The sequence below is a fragment of the Leeuwenhoekiella sp. LLG6367-2.1 genome, assembly GCF_045055775.1.
GTDB classification, from domain to species: Bacteria; Bacteroidota; Bacteroidia; order Flavobacteriales; family Flavobacteriaceae; genus Leeuwenhoekiella; species Leeuwenhoekiella aequorea.
Map to the genome: position 1 here is coordinate 3338496 of NZ_CP159331.1, position 22408 is coordinate 3360903.

Consider the following 22408-nt stretch of genomic DNA (forward strand, 5'->3'; position numbering starts at 1 on the left):
CTGTATAAATTTTAAATTAAGAGTTGGTTTGTGTAACAATTAGTGATAAAAAACTTCTTTAAAATTAGTTTTAACGATTTACTAATACGCTTTTTTCTCAAATGGGAGTATTTTACATTTTATGCGATACAACCACTTCTCCACCACAATCAAAATCCTTGTATTCCTTACGTGTTTTAATGGAACAGCTCAAGATTTAACCACTAGTAAAGCTGGAGATTCTTTGCCGGATAATGAGGCTTCTATCTCTCAAGATGGACCCTACTTGTCTAATGCCATCAGAGAATATAACGAAGCTTATTTTGTACTTGACCGATTAAACACTTCGACAGGATTACCTCCAAACAAGTTCAACTTTCAATCCCCTCAAGCTACCTTAGAGCATTTTATATACAGTTCTCGTAATGGAAATTTTGAAGATGCCAGCTATGCTCTAAACCTAAATTTATTACCTAATACGATAACTAAAGAGCAAGCTGCCACACTCGCTGAAAAATTTTACTTTGTTCTAAATCAACGGGTCAAAATTAATTGGGGCGGCCTCTCAGACCGTCCAGATGGACAAATAGATATAAGTACAACCACAAATCAGGCTATTGCAGGAAAACCAATGCGTAGTGTTGTATTTGGCGAAGTAGATCTTGATGGCAGAGATATAATTTTACGTTTACAACGCATTAAGTACAAAGAGTATGGTGCTTTCTGGGTGATTTCTGCAAACACTGTAGAAAATATAGATGATCTATATGATAAATATGGTCCTAGAGAATTAGATCGTATGATGCCAGATTGGGCTCGTATTCAATTTCTAAATATGCCCGTCTGGAAGTTTGTAGGAACGATACTGCTTATTTTTCTGAGTTACCTTTTAGGGAAATTGAGTTTAATAGTTTTAAGAAAGCTCTTTAAAAAATCTAATAAAATTTGGGTAAAGACCATTGCTAAACGATTAGCAACTCCCGCAGGTTGGGCAATAGGTGTTTTGTTTTTTTACATCTCATTAAATAAACTTATTTCCTTTGGCGGAACTTTTGCAAGTACATTATATGCGATACTTCTAATTGCCGTCATTGGTACAATCACTTGGTTTATAATGCGTTTCATCGATTCATTTATGGTTTACGTTGCAGAGACCAAAATAGGTGATACTAATCTGGAAGAGAATAACGAGTCCAGAATGATGCTTACTTATATTTCTGTCGCACGAAGAGTGCTCACTTTTGTAGTAATTATCGTCGGTTTTTCAGTAATACTATCACAATTTAGATCATTAGAAAAATTAGGAATTTCACTTATAGCTTCCGCCGGACTAGCAACAGTTGTTTTGGGTGTTGCTGCTCAAAGTACTTTAGGAAATATTATTGCGGGTATTCAAATAGCTCTTACTCGTCCCGCGCGAATAGGTGATACAGTGATAATTGATGACGATTGGGGCTATGTTGAAGATATTCGATTTACATATATGGTCGTTCGTACTTGGGATGAGAGACGCTTAATTGTACCGCTTAAGGAAATAATTTCTAAAACTTTTGAAAACTGGTCCATGACTAATGCTCATCAAATTAGACCTATAATTCTCCACGTAGATTATAAAACGGATGTAAATGCTATTAGATCTAAATTTGAAGAATTACTTGAAAATGAAGAGAAATGGGATCGGGATCACCCACCCGTGGTACAGGTGGTAGATATGAGCGAGAAAACAATGCAAGTACGTGCATTATGTAGCGCTAAAGATGCATCAGCAACTTGGGACCTGCATTGTACACTACGGGAGAAACTCATCACGTATATTTGCAAATTGGATAATGGAGAGCATTTATCTAAAATGCGTATTGAGCACGAGAAAACGATAGAAAACAACCCAGATCAATAGATTGTTAGGTTACTTAATTATGAAGGATTTATTACACGCAAATTATGCCCATATTTTTGAACCTGAATTAATGCAGGAAATAATAGATGTGGGAATCGTCAAAGAAGTTCATGAAGGAGAGCAACTTATGGATATAGGACAGTATATCTCTGCAATGCCCTTATTAATTTCTGGCGCTATAAAAATCCTTAGAGAGGATGCAGAAGGAAATGAATTGTTATTGTATTTTTTAGAAAAAGGAGATACGTGTGCACTTACCTTATCTGTTAACCGCGGTCAACGTAAAAGTGAGATTAGAGCGATTGCAGAATTAGATACCGTTCTTATAATGATACCTATTCAAAAAATGGAAGAATGGAGTTCTGCCTACAAATCCTGGCGCAATTTTATATTTGACAGTTATCAAAACAGACTTCAGGAAATGTTAGACACCATCGATAGTATTGCATTTATGCGTATGGATGAACGGTTGCTAAAATACCTTAGAGATAAACAAAAATTAACTCAAAGTACTAGTTTACAAAGCACGCATCAAGATATTGCATATGAGATGCATACGTCCAGAGTAGTAATTTCAAGATTACTTAAAAAACTAGAAATTGAAGGCCGTATTCGCATTCAACGGAATAAAATAGAACTTCTTAATATAGACTAAGCTTCTAGCGTCTCACGCATTGCTTTTGCTTTTAACAAACATTCTTCATATTCCTTTTCTGGTGTCGCCTGAGCGGTAATTGCACTTCCTACTGAAAAGGAAACATAAGGTTTCTCTGAGTTGTATAAAATACTACGTATGACCACATTGAAATCAAAATCACCATTGGGTTCAAAATAGCCGATAGATCCGCTATATAATCCTCTTTTTGTATACTCTAATGACTCAATAATTTGCATTGCTGAAAGTTTAGGAGCACCTGTCATACTACCCATCGGAAACGTATTTTTAATACACATAACGGGATTTGTTGATCCTGAAACTTTAGCAGTTATAGTAGAAATCATTTGATGAACCTGCTTAAATGAATATACTTTACAAAGTTCTACTACTTCCACGCTTCCTTTGCTAGCTATTTTAGATAAATCATTACGAACGAGGTCAGTTATCATGATATTTTCAGAACGTTCTTTGAGATCATTTTGTAGTTCAAAGATTACCTGTCGGTCTTTGTTAGGATCTGCATTTCTACCGGCAGTACCTTTTATGGGTTGGCTAATTAATTCATCTCCTCTTTTACATAAATAACGTTCTGGAGAAGAGCACAACGCATACCTGTTTTCCAGCTTTAAAAATGCGGCAAATGGCGCTTGAGAAATTTTATTTAAATGAGTGAAACTCTTTATAGGATCTATTTGTGCTTCAGCATAAAACTCCTGGCAAAAATTTGCTTCATAAATATCACCTCGCTGAATATGGTCAAGCATACTACTTACTTGATTACAATACGCATCTTTATTAAATCTTACTTTAATTTTAGGTGATTCATAACGCTGAGAAGATTGATCATTTTGAGACGTGTAAAATATATTCTGATAATCTGTTTCAATGTCCTTTACAACATCTGGCAGATACATAAAATCTATGACACCACCTCTAATTCTTATGAGCTTCAGCGGCTGAAAGAAATATAATTTAGGAAAGCCTAGTCCATCAGTATTAGCGGATTCTAGATCTTCTACCTCATTTTTTAAGTCATAGGTTAAGAAACCCAGAAGCCAATCTTTAGTTTTAGATCTATAATATTCAAGATCCCTAAAAATGTGATCTGTTTGAATTTCAAATTGGGATTTAACACCAGCCCCTAATAAAAAATCAAATTTCCCATACCGATCAATATGACTATTAGATAATAATAAACATCCTACTTTGTGAGGCTTTAACCAGTGAAGTAAACTGGTTTCAATATTTACATCTTTCGGAATTTGCTTTGTGACTGTACTACGCATATGAGCGTAAAATTACAGTTATTGAAATAAAAAAACCGCTAATATAATTAGCGGTTTACTTTTAAATTTAAAGATAGATTATTGTTTATCTATCCAGGATTTGATATCCTCTTTCGTTCTTCCTGTTTTCTCTTGAAGCCTTCCTAGCATTTGGTCAAATTTTCCTTCTGCATGTGTAGTATCGTCATCAGTAAGATCACCATACTCCTCTTTAAATTTACCTCTTACTTGCTTCCACTTTCCTTCTAATTGATCGCTATTCATAATATTTAGATTTTTGATTATTAGTAATATTTAAAATTACTTCTATCAATAAACTATTTCGCCCAAGAAAAAGCCAATCTTTAATAAGCAAGCGTTAAATTTACTTAAAATTAAAAAATGATGCCTAAAATTATCTTTTCCGCAATATTGCTCCTGATTATAACAGCATGTAATAATTCATCTAAAAACAAAGCTACACTTAATGAAAATGCTTCTGCTGATGCTACCTACTATTTTATAAGGCATGCTGACAAAGAGAGGGGACCTAATGCTGGAGAAAATCCCGCTTTAAACGAAACCGGAAAAGCACGTGCCGATTTCTGGGCAGAGCAATTTAAAGACATTGATTTTGATGCTGTATATAGCACAGATTTTACGCGTACACGCAATACCGCACTACCCACTGCGAAAAAGAACAATCTTTCGGTACAGATCTATGAGCCCTCGACCACGTTCTATTCTAATTTTAAAAATGAGAACTCTGGAAAAACCGTATTAATTGTAGGACATAGCAATACAACACCTGCCTTTGTGAATGCGATTTTAGGAACTCAAAAATATTCAGAAATTAATGATGCGACTTACGGAAATTTATACATTGTACGCATTATTAATGGCGTTGCTGAAGTTGAGCTAAAAGATCTTAACAACTGGAACAACCAGTAACTTCAATATTTTCTAGTTCGATTTTTGAAAGAAGCTTGAGTTTTCCATTTTCAAAAAGACTGTCTAAGGATTCTAACGGAGGAAATTGTTCTTCCGTTTTGTAGTTATTATAATCCACAAAACGTATACCTTTCACAGTTCTCTCGTTATACGCTTCTCTAAAACGTGTTCCTCCCTCGTTGACGTGGTAGTTGTAGGCTAAATAATCGACCGTAAAATCTTCGGTATTTATCCAATACATATAATTGTCTTCAAAGTCCTCTCCTCCTCCTTGTTCATCAAACTTAACTTCGATTTTATAATATGTTTTTCCTTTAATAACAGACTCTCCTACATTCTTTGCTTGTACTGCATCTGCATCAAGACCATAGGGTAACACCGAAAAATAATGAACAGAATTTACACCACCTGCAAGACTACTTATCAAGGAATCTTCTAGAGTAATTGCTTTATTATTTATCAAACGTTTAAAGTCTGAATTTGTCAATTGATCAAGCGTATCGTTACAAGCACCATCAGAACAGCGCTCCAGGCGATACGCACCATTATTGCGATATGCTCTGTAGAATTTGTCTCTAAAATTAAATGTGATGGTTGCAGTATCTATAATACCTCCTCCCGCACGTTCTATGGCCTGCGAAATAACTGTATCTGAGTCTAAGTCTTTGATTTCTTTTTTACATCCTACAAAGCTTAAAATTGCAAAGGATAAAAGAAGTAATTTTTTCATTATATATTTTTTGTGACTTACAAAATTAAAGTAATTGATGCCAATAGCAGTCCATTTGATAAATTAGTACTTTTACAATCTTATGAAGCAAGAAAACACAATAAACATTAAAAACAAGAAGGCTCGTTTTGAATATGAGATTCTTGATAAATATATTGCAGGTATCAAACTTGCAGGCACCGAAATAAAATCTATTCGTGAAGGAAAGGCGTCTATTGCAGAAAGCTTTTGTGAATTTTCTGGTGATGAGTTATTTGTTATTAATATGACCATTCAGGAATATTCTCACGCTACTTATTTTAACCACAACCCTAAAAGTAGTCGTAAGCTTCTGCTTAATCGCAGAGAACTTAACAAACTGCATAAAGAAGTAAAAAATGGCGGACTCACAATCGTACCGTTACGCTTATTTATAAATGACCGAGGCCTTGCAAAAATGCAGATCGCGCTTGCTAAGGGTAAAAAATTATATGATAAACGTGAGGTTATAAAAGATAGGGATTCTAAGAAGAGACTAGGACAAATTAAGAAGGCATTTAATAATTAATGCAACGTATTAAAAGTAACTTAAGTCTTTAAAGCAAAAGCGTATAGATGATAAAAAAGTTACTATTCTCCATTTTTCTAGTTGTATCTTCTTTTGTTCATAGTCAAATAAACGGTACTGTTACTAATGCTCAAAATGAGCCGCTACCCTATGTAAATATTTATCTAAAAAATGCCAACACCGGTACAACTTCTAACGGTGATGGTGTTTATAGCTTAAATGTAGATAAATTAGGAAAACACATCGTTACTTTTCAATTTTTAGGATATACAACTCAAGATATTGAAATTGATATCAAAAAGTTTCCTTTTACTTTAAATGCGGTATTAACCGAGGAAACGACTTCTCTCGATGAAGTTGTTTTAAACTCCAAAACAAACCCCGCAGATCGAATTATACGCCAGGTTATTAAGTCTAAACCTCAAATTTTAGATAAACAAAGAGCGTACACAGCAGATTTTTATTCCCGGGGTTTATGGCGTGTAGAAAATGCTCCAGAGAAATTCTTTGGTCAGGAAATTGGAGATCTCGGAGGCGGCTTAGACTCAACAAGAACCGGAATTGTTTATCTAAGTGAAACTATATCTAAGATCGCTTATAAGGCTCCAGATGATTTTAAAGAAGTTATTACGGCTAGTAAAGTGAGTGGTGATAGTAATGGCTTTAGTTTTAATAGTGCTCAAGAAGCAGACTTTTCATTTTACAACAATACCTTAGAAATACAGGCGCAACTTGTTTCTCCTATCGCAGATAACGCCTTTAACTACTATACCTACAAACTGATAGGCACATTTAAAACAGATAATAAACTCATAAATAAAATTCAGGTTACGCCAAAACGTAAAAATGACCGCGTATTTGAAGGCCTATTGTATGTAGTTGAGGATGACTGGCAGCTTTATGGTGTAGAACTTACAACCACAGGTGCTGCAATTCAAGTTCCTTTTGTAGAGTCTTTAGTTTTCAAGCATAATTTTAAGTATGACGGAATCCAGGATTTATGGGTGAAAATTTCGCAAAGTATCGATTTCAGTTTTAAGCTATTTGGTTTTAGTGGAAACGGAAGATTTTCAGCTGTATATAGTAACTATGATTTCAACCCGAAATTTGATCGTACGAGTTTTACCAATGAAGTATTAAGTTTTAAGCCCGAAGCCAATACAAAAGATAGTATTTTCTGGCAGCAAATCCGTCCAATTCCGCTTACTTCTGCAGAGCGCCAGGATTATGTAATCAAGGATAGTTTGCAGGAAAAACGCGATTCTAAACCTTATAAAGATTCCGTAGATACTGCACACAACAAATTTAGGTTGGGTGATATACTTATGGGCTACAGTTTTCAGAATACATACGACAGATGGCGATTGAGTTACGATCCCGTTTTAACTTCGGTGGCTTTTAATACCATTCAGGGGTTTAACGCTTCAGCCGGCATTAACTATTCTACGTGGACAGAAAATTATAAACAGGCAACTAACGTGAGTTTAACTGCAAATTATGGTCTTGATGAGGAACGTTTGAGAGTTACCGGAAGATTTGCCAAACGTTTTGATAGAATAAAAAATACAACCTTAGCCCTAGCTGCGGGAACACAAACGCAACAGTTTAATTCTGAACAACCGATCTCTACCTTAGAAAATAGTTTAGCGACTCTTATTTGGAAAAAGAACTATGCAAAATTATATGAGCTTGATTTTGCAAGACTTACGTTTTCCCAAGAAGTAGTTAATGGATTGCAACTTACAGCGCAAGCAGGATATGAAAAACGTTCACCCCTGTTTAATACTACAGACCAGACATTTTTTGATTGGGATTTTCCATATACTTCAAACAATCCATTAAATCCTCAAGATTTTACAAATCCGGGTTTTGAAACCCATAGTCTTGCCAAATTTAATTTACAGGCTGTAGTAAATTTTGATCAGAAATACATGAGTTATCCCGATGGAAAGTTCAAAGTAGATGATTCAAAATATCCGACACTTTATGTAACTGCCGAGCAAACTATTGGAGCTACAAATTCAGATTATAACTTTACAGAGCTCAAAGCAGAAATACGCCAGAAGTTAACATTAGGAAACAAAGGAGATTTTGGTTATGCTGTTACCGGAGGTACATTTTTAAATGCTGAAAATATAAGTTTTGTAGATTACCAGCACTTTAATGGTAACCAAACCTTTGTAAATCTCAGAAACCAAAGATTAACAGGTTTTAATGCGATGCCGAACTATGATTTTAGTACAAATAATAGCTTTCTTGAGGTACATATCGAGCATAATTTTAAAGGATTTATTCTTGGGAAAGTACCAGCTCTTAGAGCACTAAATTTAAATCTAGTAACCGGAGTTCATACCCTTCTAACCAATGAAAATAAACCATACACCGAATTTAATATTGGAGTTGATAATCTAGGTTTTGGGAAATTAAAATTTTTACGAGTTGACTACGTTAGATCATTTAATGGTCCTATTAAAGAAGGAACATTTGTATTTGGTATAAGCTTTTGATCGCTTATTCTTTGTATTTTAATTTAAAAAATTATGCGTTTACTATTAATTTTCAGTATTATTTTAATTGCTAGTGGTTGCAAATCAGACAAAGTCCTGGAACTCGATAAAATAGAGGGTTTCCCAACAAAAATGATAGGTTGCAGCTGCTATTATGCTGTAAGTGAAGAAGACTTTGCAGCTCAAAAGTTTATTTATCTCGATAAATATGGTGAAGCTCCCGGTATGATAAATGTTGCAGGTGATCTTATTGCTGTAGATCCGGAAAATAAAGATTTAAAAAATTATCAGATACAAATTGAAGTTGAAAAAGAGGTTCAATTAGATCAAGAACTGTTTCACAAAGAAGGTATTCTAACGGTAACCGCTCCCGATGGCGCAGTATTTACAACACCAATATATGGAGAATGTGGATGTTAAAACTAAACTATGGATAATCAAAAAAAAGAAGAAGTTTGGTTAAGAGGTCCTATTGATAATATATCCCCTTATCTACAACCGGCGGCACACGCTTTGAGGCAGACCGGAGAAGATTTGAATTATTGGTTATCTGACTTTACAGATAATCAATTATGGTTAAAGCCTGCCGGCAGAGCTAGTGTTGCATTTCATCTTCAACATATAACCGGTGTTTTAGATCGAATGATGACCTATGCTAAAGATTTAAAACTGAATGATACACAATTTGAATATCTAAAAAATGAAGGTGTCGAGAACAGCTCGCTTTCTATAACAATACTCCTTGATCAATATCACGTTAAGCTGAACGAAGCATTGAACTACTTCAAAACATTAGACGACAAAATCTTAATTGAAGAACGTTTTGTAGGGCGTAAAAAATTACCGTCAACAGTTATAGGTTTATTATTTCACGCCGCAGAACATAGTCAAAGACATTTAGGACAACTTTTGGTAACGTGTAGCATTCTCAAGAACAATTCTGCTTATTAAGTAATAGTAGCTTATTCTTCAAGATTTGTTTAATTTATAACACATAAACTAAAGCCCATAATTCATTGAGAGAATCTGCAGCAAATTATACTTCTGTTCAAGAAATAGAGCGAATACACGAAACCCAGCAAAATTATTTTCAGACTAAAGAAACTTATTCTATCGCATATAGATACAAAATGTTACGTGCGCTAAAAAAATCTGTACTTGAAAAGGAAAATGCTATTTGTGAAGCTCTATATGCAGATTTCAAAAAACCTTTTTTTGAAAGCGAGCTTACTGAGTTTTTGATCGTAGTTATGGAGATCAACAGAACTATAAAGAACCTGAAAAAATGGACGAAACCTAAAAGTGTTTCATCTGGTATTTTGAACTTTCCATCAAGCTCTAAAATTATTTTTGAACCCTATGGCAATGCATTAATAATAGGTCCGTGGAATTATCCTTTCCAGTTAGTTATGGCTCCATTGATTGCTGCTATAGCGGCCGGAAACACGATTGTGCTTAAGCCCAGCGAACTTACACCTCACACCTCGCAGCTTGTAGCTCAAATCATCTCGGAGCTATTTGATCCTAAATACATTGCAGTTGTACAAGGCGATGTTGAGCAATCACAAAAATTACTAAGTTTAAAATGGGATTATATATTCTTTACAGGTAGCCCTAAAGTTGGTCAAATTGTATATGAGGCAGCTTCAAAATTTCTTACACCGGTAACCCTAGAATTAGGAGGTAAAAATCCGTGTATTGTAGATGAGACTGCTCCATTAAAACTTACAGCTAAGCGCATTGTTTGGGGTAAGTTTGTTAATGCCGGTCAAACGTGTATTGCACCTGATTATTTGCTCGTTAATCATCAAATAAAAAGTGAACTCATAACCTATCTTATTGAAGAAATAGAAAATGCATATGGAAAAGATGTATTTGTATCACCAGATTATCCACGCATCGTAAACCAATCTAATTTTGAAAGGCTTCAGCGTCTCATCTTAAAAGAGCACATTGTTTATGGAGGAACGTGCAATCTCAAAGACTTGTACATCTCTCCTACACTACTAGATCTTTCCGATCTCAATTCTTCTACTCAAATAGAACAGCTTCCTGAGGTTATGCAAAACGAAATTTTTGGACCTATTCTTCCTATAATTTCCTATAGCGATCACGAAGAATTAGATAATTGGGTGCAAAAATTTGACAAACCTTTGGCACTCTATTTATTTTCTAAAAGTAAGAAGATGATTGATAAAATAAGTATTGATTATGCTTTTGGCGGTGGCGCTATTAATGATGTTATTGTGCAGTTTACAAATCACCACCTACCCTTTGGCGGAGTTGGTAAAAGTGGTATAGGTGCCTACCACGGAAAAAAATCATTTGAAACCTTTTCTCACAAAAAATCAATTGTTCATCGGGGGACATGGATAGATATTCCTATGCGCTACGCGCCATACCAAGGAAAATTAAAATGGATAAAGAAGCTAATCGACTGGCTTTAATTTTTTACAATTTTATTTTTTAAGGCGTAAAGAACAAGCCCTATTCTACTCCTAACCTCTAGTTTTTTAAATAACGTATCTCGATAATTGTCTATTGTCTTAGGACTTAAACACATATCACTGGCAATCTCTTTATATGTTTTATCAGAACAAGCCAGCTCCATAAATTCTAATTCGCGATCAGAAAAGTTCATTTGAGAATTAGCATCCTCTTTTCGAGAAAAGCCTCTGAGTAGTGCTGTAGTAACATTATCTGTATAATAGTGTCCCTTTTCTGCCACTTCAATTAGGGCGAGCTTTAAAGTATCGGGGTGTATGTCCTTTAATAAATATCCTTTACTTCCAAATTTGAGCATTTTGATTATTGTTTCCTCATCATCATCCATCGATAATGCGATAGTTTTAATTTGGGTTCTATGCTCATTTAACCAGTTAATGGTTTCAAAACCATTCATTATGGGCATATTAATATCCAGTAAAATAATATGAGGATCCTGGTCTATAGTTTCTAATTTATTGATAAGATCACTCCCATTACGTGCTATAAAAGCTACTGAAAATCCATCAAAGCTATTAATCAATCCTTGAAGAGATTGAGCAAATAACATATGGTCATCAACCACCCCTACAATGCAGTCATCCATAAAATAAGAACTTAAGTTGTGTTTTTAGAGTGTTTTAAATTTAGTGAAATTAAATGAATATTAATTTTTTAGGATAATTGAGGGAATAGATTCTCGTTTTACAAATTTAAAATCTAGATATAAATTATAATGGATGTTCTAACTTTTTGCGATCTGCTCTTATGAAAGCGATTGCAAAACAACAAAATTGAATGCTATGTATGAGAAATAGCAAAACACTTAAAATAACCGGATTTTCGGACGATAAAATGAGTGATGATATATAAAATGCGAAATAAGTTGCACAATAGACTAATATCCCGAAAGAAACCCAAAAATAAGGAGAGCGTGTTATATTGAGAACCACATTACGCTTTAGCATCTCAATAAAATAAAAAACCACAGCGATTATAAGTAAGAATGTACCCAGTGAAAACGAGTATCTCGTAAAGATTTGCTGAAAACCTTCAAGTAGAAAAACATCATAAATCCAAAATACTATAAAAATGATTAGGAAGATATTGACTATTCTTTTGCGATGTTTATTTGTCAATAGAGATTGATACCATAATAGAAAAAACACAAAATATATTAACGTATAAATAGCGTGAAAAAACTGTGTAGCACTGCCTAAATAAGTATCTAGAAACAAATTATTTAAAACAACATAAGCTAAAAAGTACAGGATATACCTAAACTTAAAGTATCTATATTCTTTGTACCGTATTAAACCTATAATAAGCGTGATAATTTCGAGATAATATGAATATGAGTCCAGCGCATCCATACGAAATATCTAGTAGTTAGCTGATGGAGGATTGCGTGGATGACCCATATTTAAAGGAGCTATTTCTAAATCATCGCCTCCCTGCAGGGGTGCAAGATTAATTAAAATCGTTCCTTCTTTTTTTGCAGTCGTACCTGTAGGAACGATGAACAGAGTTGCAGAGCCCGCACGCTTATGATCTCCGTAATTTTTAGGATACGCACCTTGATAAATTCTAAAACCCTTTACACGCATTCCTTTTTCTTCTGCTTGGTATTTTGCGTAGGCTATATAAGCTTCTAACTCCTCAACAGACCACCAGCTAGATCTGCTTTCTTCTCTTCCTAATGCATTTTCTAAAATACCTTGACGGGTTTCTGTATAGGTTCTATCTAGTAGTTTTGCTTCTTCGATAGAGATTACACCTCCGGGAGGTTTTACATAGGGATCTTGATCGTTACAACTAGTAATAATTGTAATTAAGAACACATAGCAAAAACGATGATGATGAAATTTAATGTGCATTATTAAAAGTGTTTGAGATCACATCTAAAATATACATTTAAATATCCTTAGAAGGTCAAACGCTATAAATAGGGGGAAATTCCCCGTTGATTTTTAATCACTTACCAAAATCATAGGGAAATCACAGTAACTGCCAAATGTAATTATTATTGATAATACGATTTGAAGAGGATTTAACTATTAATGCGGATCGTATTCAACCATTTTGAAAGTAATAAACTCTCCTGGCTTCTTCTGTGCAATTTTACATAGACCTTTTTCTAGAATTTGTAAAATTCGAGGATAGCCACCTGTTACTTGACAATCACGCATTAAAACAATTAAAGATCCGCTAGGTGTTAGCTGCACCGTACCCGGAAGTACCGGTCCTGTAATTATTCCTTGTAGTTCATTTGAAATGGGTTCTTTTAGAGGAATAGCCATTCTATTGCCTTCAGGCATCAACGAGAATTTCGTATTTAAAATAAGATTTTGTTGCTCTAAAGATAACTTTACAAATTCGGGTCCTTTAAAAATAGGTATTTCAGTTTCCCACAACTGTTCGTTTTCAATTTTAATGCGCGCTCCGGCATTGCCTGAAGTTGTAGATACTGTTTCTATATTCAAAACATCTCCTTTTTGCAAACGTGCTTGCTCGGTTATACCTTGATATTGACTGCGGCTTCCCAAAACAACTGTGGTTTTAAAACCATTTTGTACCGCGAGATACGCTCTAAATCCCTTTTTTATAGACTTAAATACCAATTTAGAATTTCTAGATACTACGTATGCCTTTCCGTTTACAATAGGCTTGTCATCTAATAGCATTTCAAATTCTGCTCCACAAATGCATATTTGAGTTTCACTATCAAATTGTAATACAGGCCCGGTCATTGTAATTTCTAACACGGCATCATTTCTATCGTTATTTAGCAAAAGATTTGCTTGCGTTGCTGAAAAGCTATCCATTGCTCCACTTACAGGTACTCCAAAATGTGAAAATTGATCTCTCCCCAAATCCTGAATTGTACTAAAGAAACCCGGCTGAAGAATATGTATTTTAGACATCTGTTTCCGGTTTTAATTGGAAAGTTCCCTGAGCTATATCATTGGTAATGAGCTGGTGTTCCTTTAAAGTTATTTCATAAAATTTAATACGATCTCCAGCTTCAAAAGGAGACGGTTTTGTTTTGTTTTTATCAAATAAATTTACCGGGGAATTACCAATAATTTGCCATCCTGCAGGACTACTAGTTGGGTAAATTCCGGTTTGATTTTCAGCAATACCAACTGCCCCTTTTAAAATAGATTTTCGAGGGTGTATTTTTCGTGGATAAGCTAACGTTTCAGGCATACCGCCCAAGTATAAAAATCCGGGTAAGAAACCCATAAAATAAAGAGTGTAATCTGCAGCAGTATGTAAGTTGATAATCTCATTAACTTCCATACTTTTTTGAGTAGCTAGAAACTCTAAATCAAGTCCAAATTTAAGATCATAACATACCGGAATACGATAAGAATTTCCAGAATTTCTAAGTGGTTTAATCGTAGAAAAATCCAGTGTTTTCAAGTATGAAAAATCATCATAGATACAATCTATATAGCTTCTGTAAACAACTAATAATGAATTATATGTATTGTTTATATAAACCTGTCGTTTAATATAAAAATCACATAAATATTTTTTAAAACTTAGTATAAATTGTAAATTTTCTGAAGCAATTTTAAAATCCCATTGTAGTAAAATAGCCCGTTCTCCATATTTAATAATTTGCGGTTTCAAATTCATTTTACAGCTTTAATTTCTATTCCTGAATTTAGGAGATTGTGATTTAAATCTTTTAAAATTTGAACTGCTTTTGGGGTATCTCCGTGAACACAAATTGTATCAATATTTACATTCAGAATAGTGTCTGATATGGTTTTAATTTCATTGCTATTTACCATCCCAAAAACGTGCTCAAAAATTCTATTTAAATCGGTTAGAACAGCATAATTTTTTGATCTTGAAACCAGACTCCCATCCTTCTCATAATTACGATCTGCAAAACCTTCATAGATCATTTTTACACGTCCGTTTGCTAGGTTGCCAATTGCAGAATTAAATGGAACATAAATGGGTATTTCCGGATAATATTCTTCAATTAATCTGGTGATAAATTGTGCATAATCTTCATTTGAAGCACTCAGATTATATAAAGCACCGTGAAATTTTATATGGTGAAGTTTTATATTAAATCTATGACAAGATTCTTTTACTAGATCAATTTGTTTAAGAAGTGAATTTTTCAGTTCGTCAAAGGAAATTTTTATAGCGGTTCTGCCAAAATTTTCTCGATCGGGAAAAGACGGGTGCGCCCCTACTTCAACATTATATTTAGTAGCTAAGGCAATTACCGAGTTTATTGTTTCTGAATCTCCTGCATGTCCACCGCAAGCTAAATTACACGAACTAATTAAAGGCATTAATTCACGCTCGTTACCTACACCTTCTCCCAGATCACAATTAAGATCTATAAACTGCCTTTGTTTTATCATAAAATTCCTAATACGCTTAAAATTGCGCGAACACCCAGTATGAGAGTAATCGCTAATATTATTAAACTTATACTGTTTTTCACTTTTGAATTTCTATAAATACCTAGTAGATCTTCCTGATTAGCAAGCCAGATTAATATACCTGCAATTACAGGAAGTAAAATTCCATTCGCTATTTGTGCAAACTGAATTATTTGGATGGGTTTAATGCCAAAAGTCGCCAACAAAACTCCAACAGTTAATATAGACATCCATATCAACCTAAAATTTCGAGACTTTAATCCGTGGCCAAGATTTAGGCAACCCTGAGCTACATAAGCCGCAGCTAGCGGCGCGGTAATAGCTGAAGTAATACCAGCAGCAAATAATCCTAAACCTATGCAGTAGCGTGCTGCACTACCATAAAGTGGTTCTAAACTTTGAGCAAGTCCAGCAGCACTATCTATATTTTCTCCACTTAAAGAACTGGCTGCAATAATTACACACATAGACACAAGTCCACCTAAGATAACAGCAACAATAGTATCCTTTCGTGCTGCGGGCAAATCAGCTTTATTTTTCCATTTTTGATTAACAAGAGATGCGTGTAAAAATAAATTATAAGGCACTACTGTAGTTCCTACAAGTGCTACTATCATCAAAATACTATCTTTAGGAAACGAAGGAATAAAACTGCTTTTCAATAAACCTAATACATCCGGCTTGGTTAAAATAGCAGTTATTACAAACGATAAACTCATTAAAATCACCAGTACCAGAAAAACCTTTTCTAAAACTTTATAGTTTCCTATATATAATAGCACAAAAGCAATACCTCCTATCAATAAGCTATACAGGTTAATTGAAACAGCTCCTACAGAGTATATTCCGCTACTTCCCAGAGCTTGTAATCCTAGAACACCACCGCTTATATTACCACCTTCATAAGCAGCATTACCTATTACAATGGCTGCGAGAACTAAACCCAAAATGAATTTTCGCAACATACCTTCTGGTAACTGTGTACGTAAAACCTGTGACAAACCTTTTTGGGAAACAAGTCCTATACGCGCAGCCGTTTCTTGTAAAACGATGGTGGCTATTATAGATAATGTCATTGCCCATAGTAAGGTATACCCGTATTTAATACCTGCAAGTGTACAAACGGTAACCGTACCGGGACCTATAAAGGCCGCTGCAATTAATGCCCCCGGTCCTATATTTTTAAATGGATTACGCATAGAGTAAATGTAAATTTTAAATATAAAAATAATGTTGCGTTACCAGATGGTATTGTCACTTAAATACGCTGAGTTCCTAAAATGTAACTCTAATTAAAATACTAATTTAGAGTTCTAATGAATTAAATAGTAGGTTATGAATACTAAAGAGCAGGATGTTGTTAATCATAAACTGAATTTAAATTACAAAACAGATAATGGCATCTGGCTTCATAAAGGCAAAACCTTACGTAAGATTGTAGGTACGGCCGGTATGTTACTTCCTATTCTACTCCTCGCAGTCTCACTTACCTTTTTTGAGCTTCATGGACCGTTAGAATCTATCAGTCATTATTACTATACTCGAGCTACTCCACTATTTATAGGCATTGTAAGTCTTATAGGTATTTTCTTAATCGTTTATAGCGGTGAAGAGCCTATAGATTTCTGGATTTCAAATATTGCAGGCGTAGCTGCTCTGTTTGTGGTATTTTTTCCGACGAGTAATTTAGGAACAGGATGTTGTGACTCCAGCCTTCCTTATGCAGTGACTTATATTGAAGATCGCTATGAATACTGGCGTGCACTTGTACATTATATTTCAGCCGCTTTGTTTTTACTGGCCCTGGCTTTTATGTCGCTATTTTTGTTTGTAAAGTCTAATATTCCTAAAGAAAAGAGATGTCCAGAAAAGATAAAACGCAATCGCGTTTATCGTGTTTCCGGCATTATAATGCTTCTTGCTTTATGTGTAATTTTCTTAGGTCTTTTAAATATCATACCCCGTGAAAGCTATGATCGATTAAACCTTACATTCTGGATGGAAGCGTTAGCGGTAGAGTGTTTTGGATTTAGTTGGTTAGTTAAAGGCGAAGCATTAATGCAAGACAAGTAATTTTTTAAAAATCAGATTCTTTTAAGTAGTACTTTTCAAGTGGACTTATTAAACTGAAATATGCGATTAAAATTAATTTTAGCTTCTACACTTTTTCTAGCTATGCTTAGCGCGTGTGATTCCGAATCGAATACAGAAGAAGATATCCCAGAGCAGTTACCTGCTTTACGTGTTCAAATAACTACAAATACCGCTACTCCATTTGTAGACTATGTTTTAGAAGCTACTATTAGCACTTCAAACCCCATTAAAGAAATTGAAGTTACAGATAATGGCGGGTTATCATACACTACAAAGGTTTCCTCTACCGGTGATGATTTAGGAACAACCGTAGATTTGTTTTTTATGTATTCTACTCCAGGCGCCTATAAGTTAGAATTTCTAGTTACAGATATTTATAATCAGAAAGTGCCTTTTAGTGAAACAATTACAGTCACTCGCGGAAATGCAGTACGTATAATTTCTGCGGAAGTAATCTCGTTCTACAACAAAGATCAAACCTGGGATCCAGAATTTAATGCAAATGACCCCAACCGACTGGCAGATGTGAAAATTGCATTCTCAAAATCAAAATTAGTAGAGCGTTTTGACACACCTTCGTTTGAATTTGATATGTGGTATATTTCTGAAACACGAGAAAATCAAAATGATTTATTCTTTGATTTTTCTTCTGAAGATCTGTACATAGACTTATCCAAAGAAATGCGTATAACTTTGGGAGATGATGACGGAGGAAATATTGGACAGTCTTTAATGCTTGACACTCCTGTTTATCGTGTCCTTGACTTTAAAGAATACAACACAAAAAGACCTACAGAAATTACAGTTAAGGATGCTGCTATAAATTTTGAAATGAAATTTATAGTTGAGTGGCCACAGGGATAAAAAAAACCCGCTAAACATAGGTTTAGCGGGTTTTTAAAAATTAAACTATTTTATTTTTTAATCTCTTTTAATTTCACTTCTTTACCATCTTTATCTAGCAATACAACCTCATCGAAGCCCATATTTTTAAACTGTTGATATTGTGTTGCAGCATCCCCCACAACTAAATAGGCCATTTTAGACTCGTCCAGATATTTATTAGCTAAGGCTTTGTGTTGTTCTAGCGTCATATTATTAATCGTAGCCTCTTCTTTTTCGATATAATTTGCATCTAAACCATAAGCGCTACGTTCTTGAAGCATTCCTAATAACGAACCCTGAGTTTCAAAACGACGTGCGTTAGATTTGATAAGCGCATTTTTTGTGAAAGCTAAATCCTCTTCAGAAATTCCCGCCTTATAGTTGGCAATCTCATCTTTAAAGATACTCACAGACTCACCAGTTGTATTCGTACGTACACTTGAAGAAGCTGTAAAGGTTCCCGGTATTTTTGTTCCGCTAAAACCAGAACGTGCACCATAGGTATATCCCTTTTCTTCCCGAAGGACTAAATTCACATTACCAGAAAATGAACCTCCTAACTTATAGTTCATGACCTCAGCAGCGTAAAAATCCTTATCGGTACGCGGCATAGCAATATATCCTATATTAATAACAGATTGCTTAGCATTAGGAACATCTACAAAATACAATGATGTTTTATCTCTATTATTAGCTACAGGAAATTCTGGAATCTTAACGTCTTTAGCTTTCCAGTTTTCTTTAAATCCTTCTAACGCCGCTAAGGCTTTATTTTCTGAAACATCTCCCACAACGTGAAATTTACTTACAGAAGGTGAAAAGTAATTTTCATAATAAGCTTTCAAATCTTCCATTGTGATAGCTTCTACAGACTCTATGGTACCAGATGTAGATTGCGTTAAAGGATGTTCTTCACCATAAAGCATTTTGTTATAAACGCGGTTAGCAATAACTTCAGGATTAGCATCAGAACGCTTTATACCATTAATAGTGCTTGTTTTTAAACGTGCGAATTCTTTCTCATCCCATCGGGGTTCTAAAATGATTTCCTGTACAAGGTCCATCGTTTTATCGAAGTTACGGGCTAGTGTATTTCCTCTAATCACAATAGACTCATTTGTTGTGTACATATAAATACTAGCTCCTAACCGGTCAATGGCTTCTTCAAGTTCTAGTGGAGTTTTTGAAGCGGTACCTTCCATAAGAATATCACTCATTAAGTTTGCTACTCCATTTTTACTTAAATCATCAAGTAAGTGACCGCCGTCCATTACAAGGCTGAAATTCACAAGAGGTAGTTCGTTTTGTACAATACCATATACCTGCATCTGGTTAGGTAGTTTTGCCGTCCAAGAATCCGGAATATTTAATTTTGGGGTATCGCCCATTGCCGGAGGAACGGAACGATCAAACTTAGATGGAGTTTTCTCTATTTCCTTCGTATTTTCTACTATTTCCGTTTGAACATTTTCAGTGATTTCTTCTTCAACAATTTCTGCTTTTTCCGAATTTTCAGCTATAAGATCTAACTGTCCCTTAGGAACAAAACTGGTTAGTATAAATGGCTTTCCTTTTATATACTTCTCATATACGCGCATCACATCTGCAGCCGATACATTTTTTATATTTTGAATATCCTTTTCTATAAAATCAGGATCTCCAGCAAATACATCATATTGAGCAAGCTGAAAGGACTTTCCTAAAACGCTGCTAATACCGTTATAAAACTCGGTTTCCTGCCCCGCTTTTATACGCTCAATATCGCTTTCTTTAACTCCTTCTTTTTCAAACAGAGCAAAGGCTTTAGTAATACCTGTTTCTACACTATCGAGATCGACTCCGGAATTAGCAGTAACTGAAATTCTAAATTTTCCGGCAATTTGATCTGCACTATTCCAAGCATAAGGTTGAGACGTAAGATTCATATCTTCTACTAGAACTCGATACAGCGGCGCATTTTTTCCGTCAGAAAGTATTTCACCTAAAAAATCTAATGCATAGGCATCGTCTGTGTAAAATTCTACTGCAGGCCACACCATATTTAATTGCGGCGCAGTTGCAAAATTATCTTCGTGATATAAGCGCTTAGTTGCATCAAGGGTTACATTTTGTACCGCTAATGGCTCAACTTCTTGACGTTTCTTTATTTCACCAAAATATTTCTCAACAAGCTTTTTTGTTTTAGCATCATCAAAATCTCCTGCTATTACTAGTGTCGCATTATTAGGACCATAATATTTGTCATAAAATTCTTTAACATCTGCCACTGTTGCATTTTGAAGATCTTCAAGTTCTCCAATTACTTGCCAGCTATACGGATGCCCGTCTGGAAATAAATTTTTATCTATCACCCAACTTGTGTGGCCATATGGATTGTTGTCTACACGCTGGCGCTTTTCATTTTGAACCACCTCTTGCTGATTTGCAAATGCCGACTCGGTCACGGTATTTATTAAAAATCCCATACGGTCAGACTCAAGCCATAACACAGTCTCCAGAGCATTGTTAGGTACTACTTCATAATAAACTGTTCCATCCTGCCAGGTCCCACCATTAAGCGTACCTCCTACATCCTGGATCGTTTTAAAGAATTGATCCTGCGGAACATTTTCTGACTCTTGAAATAGCATATGCTCAAATAAATGAGCAAAACCTGTACGCCCTTTTTTCTCCCGGTTAGAACCTACACCATATTGAATAGCAACAGACACTATAGGATCACTCGTGTCTTTGTGTAAAACAACATTTAAGCCGTTTTCTAATTCGTACTTCTCATAATCGATTGAGAGATTTGCCTCTGCAATATCTTCGCTTTTCTCTGCTTTGTCATCACAGGAAACGAATGATACTACAAACAGAGATAGCATAAGAGCCATCGGTGTCCATTTTGTTTTGATCATTGAATTTGATTTTTGATTAATAAGAACAATAAATACGTTCGGTATTTATTTATAAATGACGCATTTAGAACAACTAAGTTACAAAAGTGCTAAAGTATATGTAATAAAAAGTTAAAAATGATGAAGATAATTTAATGGGCTACCCCAACCACCCTTCCCGATCTAAACTTCTGTATTGAATGGCTTCACTAATATGATGACTTTCGATAGTGGCAGAATCTTCTAGATCTGCTATGGTTCTGGAAACCTTTAATATACGATCATACGCTCTGGCAGATAAATTGAGTTTTTCCATAGCCGTCTTTAAAAGATTCTTTGAATTTTCATCCAGAGCGCAATGTGTACGTATTTGCTTCACATTCATTTGCGCGTTGTAATGAACACTGGTGTTTTCTTTAAAGCGTTCTGTTTGATATGCGCGGGCTTTAGTTACCCGCTCCCGAATTGAAACGCTGCTTTCGGCCTTTCGCTCATCAGACAACTTATCAAATGGTACGGGTGTGACTTCTATGTGAATATCTATACGGTCTAAAAGAGGACCACTCACCTTACTTAGATAGCGTTGCATTTCGGCCGGAGTACTTGATACTGGTGCATTAGGATCGTTAAAATATCCTCCCGGACTGGGATTCATACTTGCTACAAGCATAAAGCTACTGGGATAGGTAACTGTAAATTTTGCACGCGAAATGGTTACCTCGCGGTCTTCTAATGGTTGGCGCATTACCTCAAGCACAGTGCGCTTAAACTCTGGCAATTCATCTAAAAATAAAACTCCGTTATGCGAAAGGGATATTTCTCCCGGTTGCGGATATGCACCACCTCCTACTAAAGCAACATCAGATATGGTATGATGCGGACTTCTAAAAGGTCGTTGAGCCATGAGACCTACGTGTTCTCGCATTCTTCCTGAAACACTGTGTATTTTTGTTGTTTCAAGTGCTTCTCGTAATGTCATAGGCGGCAATATGGAAGGTAATCTTTTTGCAAGCATTGTCTTACCAGCTCCTGGCGGACCTATTAAAATTATATTATGACCTCCAGCAGCTGCAATTTCCATACAACGCTTTATGGACTCCTGCCCTTTTACAACTGA

Annotated in this window: 20 protein-coding genes and 1 pseudogene; 10 read left to right on the top strand and 11 right to left on the bottom strand. The window is 35.1% G+C overall.

The features are described from left to right. Positions 1 to 121: 121 nt before the first annotated feature. On the top strand, positions 122 to 1876 hold the full coding sequence (locus ABVM53_RS14895; RefSeq protein ID WP_405327646.1) for a mechanosensitive ion channel family protein: 1755 nt from the start codon (positions 122 to 124) through the stop codon (positions 1874 to 1876). A gap of 19 nt (positions 1877 to 1895) precedes the next feature. Next, positions 1896 to 2531: a Crp/Fnr family transcriptional regulator gene (locus tag ABVM53_RS14900; RefSeq protein ID WP_405327648.1), complete on the top strand. Its 636-nt coding sequence runs from the start codon at positions 1896 to 1898 to the stop codon at positions 2529 to 2531. On the opposite strand, the gene ABVM53_RS14905 is transcribed toward ABVM53_RS14900, so the two are convergent. Beyond that, entirely contained in the window at positions 2528 to 3820 is a 1293-nt protein-coding gene (locus ABVM53_RS14905; protein ID WP_405327650.1) for an anthranilate synthase component I family protein, read from the bottom strand. The two genes, ABVM53_RS14900 and ABVM53_RS14905, sit on opposite strands and share 4 nt — an antisense overlap. Before the next feature lie 78 nt (positions 3821 to 3898). Further along, entirely contained in the window at positions 3899 to 4084 is a 186-nt protein-coding gene (locus ABVM53_RS14910; protein WP_371456667.1) for a CsbD family protein, read from the bottom strand. Positions 4085 to 4204: 120 nt separating this feature from the next. Between ABVM53_RS14910 and ABVM53_RS14915 the strand changes: the two genes are divergently transcribed. Further along, a complete protein-coding gene (locus tag ABVM53_RS14915; RefSeq protein WP_405327653.1) occupies positions 4205 to 4750 on the top strand; it encodes a phosphoglycerate mutase family protein in 546 nt (181 codons plus the stop codon). Here the strand turns inward: ABVM53_RS14915 and ABVM53_RS14920 are convergent. Beyond that, positions 4728 to 5480 carry a DUF6503 family protein gene (locus ABVM53_RS14920; protein WP_405327655.1) on the bottom strand — a complete coding sequence of 251 codons (753 nt, stop codon included), beginning with the start codon at positions 5478 to 5480 and terminating at the stop codon, positions 4728 to 4730. The genes ABVM53_RS14915 and ABVM53_RS14920 overlap by 23 nt on opposite strands. Positions 5481 to 5562: 82 nt before the next feature. Here ABVM53_RS14920 and smpB point away from each other — a divergent pair, with 82 nt between their 5' ends. The 5 genes from smpB (at position 5563) to ABVM53_RS14945 (ending at position 10981) form a co-directional block, all read left to right on the top strand. Further along, positions 5563 to 6027 (top strand): SsrA-binding protein SmpB, encoded by a 465-nt coding sequence (smpB, locus tag ABVM53_RS14925; protein WP_371456670.1) that lies wholly within the window; start codon positions 5563 to 5565, stop codon positions 6025 to 6027. A gap of 47 nt (positions 6028 to 6074) precedes the next feature. Further along, positions 6075 to 8534, top strand: coding sequence for a DUF5686 and carboxypeptidase regulatory-like domain-containing protein (locus tag ABVM53_RS14930; protein WP_405327658.1), 2460 nt, complete (start codon positions 6075 to 6077; stop codon positions 8532 to 8534). A gap of 33 nt (positions 8535 to 8567) precedes the next feature. Then, the gene (locus ABVM53_RS14935; RefSeq protein WP_371456672.1) at positions 8568 to 8954 is read left to right on the top strand and encodes a hypothetical protein; all 387 of its coding nucleotides are present in this window, start codon (positions 8568 to 8570) and stop codon (positions 8952 to 8954) included. A 9-nt stretch (positions 8955 to 8963) separates the two neighbouring features. Then, complete coding sequence (locus tag ABVM53_RS14940; protein ID WP_405327661.1) at positions 8964 to 9485, top strand: DinB family protein; 522 nt, start codon at positions 8964 to 8966, stop codon at positions 9483 to 9485. Positions 9486 to 9550: 65 nt separating this feature from the next. Then, positions 9551 to 10981: an aldehyde dehydrogenase gene (locus ABVM53_RS14945; protein WP_405327664.1), complete on the top strand. Its 1431-nt coding sequence runs from the start codon at positions 9551 to 9553 to the stop codon at positions 10979 to 10981. Here the strand turns inward: ABVM53_RS14945 and ABVM53_RS14950 are convergent. The 6 genes from ABVM53_RS14950 to ABVM53_RS14975 form a co-directional block, all read right to left on the bottom strand. Continuing rightward, positions 10978 to 11625 (bottom strand): response regulator, encoded by a 648-nt coding sequence (locus ABVM53_RS14950; protein ID WP_371456675.1) that lies wholly within the window; start codon positions 11623 to 11625, stop codon positions 10978 to 10980. The two genes, ABVM53_RS14945 and ABVM53_RS14950, sit on opposite strands and share 4 nt — an antisense overlap. A 775-nt stretch (positions 11626 to 12400) precedes the next feature. Beyond that, a complete protein-coding gene (locus tag ABVM53_RS14955) occupies positions 12401 to 12895 on the bottom strand; it encodes a hypothetical protein (RefSeq protein ID WP_405327667.1) in 495 nt (164 codons plus the stop codon). 180 nt (positions 12896 to 13075) lie between these two features. Continuing rightward, complete coding sequence (locus tag ABVM53_RS14960; RefSeq protein ID WP_405327670.1) at positions 13076 to 13942, bottom strand: biotin-dependent carboxyltransferase family protein; 867 nt, start codon at positions 13940 to 13942, stop codon at positions 13076 to 13078. Further along, the gene (pxpB, locus tag ABVM53_RS14965) at positions 13935 to 14663 is read right to left on the bottom strand and encodes a 5-oxoprolinase subunit PxpB (RefSeq protein WP_405327673.1); all 729 of its coding nucleotides are present in this window, start codon (positions 14661 to 14663) and stop codon (positions 13935 to 13937) included. The genes ABVM53_RS14960 and pxpB overlap by 8 nt, the downstream gene beginning before the upstream one ends. After that, positions 14660 to 15412, bottom strand: a complete 753-nt coding sequence (gene pxpA / locus ABVM53_RS14970; RefSeq protein WP_405327676.1) for a 5-oxoprolinase subunit PxpA — start codon at positions 15410 to 15412, stop codon at positions 14660 to 14662. Before pxpA ends, pxpB begins: the two co-directional genes overlap by 4 nt. Continuing rightward, positions 15409 to 16632, bottom strand: coding sequence for an Nramp family divalent metal transporter (locus ABVM53_RS14975; protein WP_405327679.1), 1224 nt, complete (start codon positions 16630 to 16632; stop codon positions 15409 to 15411). Before ABVM53_RS14975 ends, pxpA begins: the two co-directional genes overlap by 4 nt. Before the next feature lie 136 nt (positions 16633 to 16768). Between ABVM53_RS14975 and ABVM53_RS14980 the strand changes: the two genes are divergently transcribed. Both ABVM53_RS14980 and ABVM53_RS14985 read left to right on the top strand, forming a co-directional pair. Then, positions 16769 to 17506: a hypothetical protein gene (locus ABVM53_RS14980; protein WP_405327682.1), complete on the top strand. Its 738-nt coding sequence runs from the start codon at positions 16769 to 16771 to the stop codon at positions 17504 to 17506. A 60-nt stretch (positions 17507 to 17566) separates the two neighbouring features. Continuing rightward, on the top strand, positions 17567 to 18391 hold the full coding sequence (locus tag ABVM53_RS14985) for a hypothetical protein (protein ID WP_405327685.1): 825 nt from the start codon (positions 17567 to 17569) through the stop codon (positions 18389 to 18391). A 50-nt stretch (positions 18392 to 18441) separates the two neighbouring features. Here the strand turns inward: ABVM53_RS14985 and ABVM53_RS14990 are convergent, their stop codons facing one another. Beyond that, positions 18442 to 21312, bottom strand: coding sequence for a M16 family metallopeptidase (locus ABVM53_RS14990; protein ID WP_405327688.1), 2871 nt, complete (start codon positions 21310 to 21312; stop codon positions 18442 to 18444). 139 nt (positions 21313 to 21451) lie between these two features. Further along, a pseudogene (locus tag ABVM53_RS14995) lies at positions 21452 to 22402 on the bottom strand (YifB family Mg chelatase-like AAA ATPase); the annotation flags it as partial. Positions 22403 to 22408 lie beyond the last annotated feature (6 nt).

Excerpts from the sequence above, each read along its gene's own strand:
- ABVM53_RS14990 (WP_405327688.1), bottom strand. The coding sequence starts at position 21,312 with ATGATCAAAACAAAATGGACACCGATGGCTCTTATGCTATCTCTGTTT.
- ABVM53_RS14980 (WP_405327682.1), top strand. The coding sequence starts at position 16,769 with ATGAATACTAAAGAGCAGGATGTTGTTAATCATAAACTGAATTTAAAT.
- ABVM53_RS14935 (WP_371456672.1), top strand. The coding sequence starts at position 8,568 with ATGCGTTTACTATTAATTTTCAGTATTATTTTAATTGCTAGTGGTTGC.
- ABVM53_RS14985 (WP_405327685.1), top strand. The coding sequence starts at position 17,567 with ATGCGATTAAAATTAATTTTAGCTTCTACACTTTTTCTAGCTATGCTT.
- ABVM53_RS14900 (WP_405327648.1), top strand. The coding sequence starts at position 1,896 with ATGAAGGATTTATTACACGCAAATTATGCCCATATTTTTGAACCTGAA.
- ABVM53_RS14920 (WP_405327655.1), bottom strand. The coding sequence starts at position 5,480 with ATGAAAAAATTACTTCTTTTATCCTTTGCAATTTTAAGCTTTGTAGGA.
- ABVM53_RS14930 (WP_405327658.1), top strand. The coding sequence starts at position 6,075 with ATGATAAAAAAGTTACTATTCTCCATTTTTCTAGTTGTATCTTCTTTT.
- smpB (WP_371456670.1), top strand. The coding sequence starts at position 5,563 with ATGAAGCAAGAAAACACAATAAACATTAAAAACAAGAAGGCTCGTTTT.
- ABVM53_RS14895 (WP_405327646.1), top strand. The coding sequence starts at position 122 with ATGCGATACAACCACTTCTCCACCACAATCAAAATCCTTGTATTCCTT.
- ABVM53_RS14940 (WP_405327661.1), top strand. The coding sequence starts at position 8,964 with ATGGATAATCAAAAAAAAGAAGAAGTTTGGTTAAGAGGTCCTATTGAT.
- ABVM53_RS14910 (WP_371456667.1), bottom strand. The coding sequence starts at position 4,084 with ATGAATAGCGATCAATTAGAAGGAAAGTGGAAGCAAGTAAGAGGTAAA.
- pxpA (WP_405327676.1), bottom strand. The coding sequence starts at position 15,412 with ATGATAAAACAAAGGCAGTTTATAGATCTTAATTGTGATCTGGGAGAA.
- ABVM53_RS14905 (WP_405327650.1), bottom strand. The coding sequence starts at position 3,820 with ATGCGTAGTACAGTCACAAAGCAAATTCCGAAAGATGTAAATATTGAA.
- ABVM53_RS14960 (WP_405327670.1), bottom strand. The coding sequence starts at position 13,942 with ATGTCTAAAATACATATTCTTCAGCCGGGTTTCTTTAGTACAATTCAG.
- pxpB (WP_405327673.1), bottom strand. The coding sequence starts at position 14,663 with ATGAATTTGAAACCGCAAATTATTAAATATGGAGAACGGGCTATTTTA.
- ABVM53_RS14915 (WP_405327653.1), top strand. The coding sequence starts at position 4,205 with ATGCCTAAAATTATCTTTTCCGCAATATTGCTCCTGATTATAACAGCA.
- ABVM53_RS14950 (WP_371456675.1), bottom strand. The coding sequence starts at position 11,625 with ATGGATGACTGCATTGTAGGGGTGGTTGATGACCATATGTTATTTGCT.
- ABVM53_RS14975 (WP_405327679.1), bottom strand. The coding sequence starts at position 16,632 with ATGCGTAATCCATTTAAAAATATAGGACCGGGGGCATTAATTGCAGCG.
- ABVM53_RS14955 (WP_405327667.1), bottom strand. The coding sequence starts at position 12,895 with ATGCACATTAAATTTCATCATCATCGTTTTTGCTATGTGTTCTTAATT.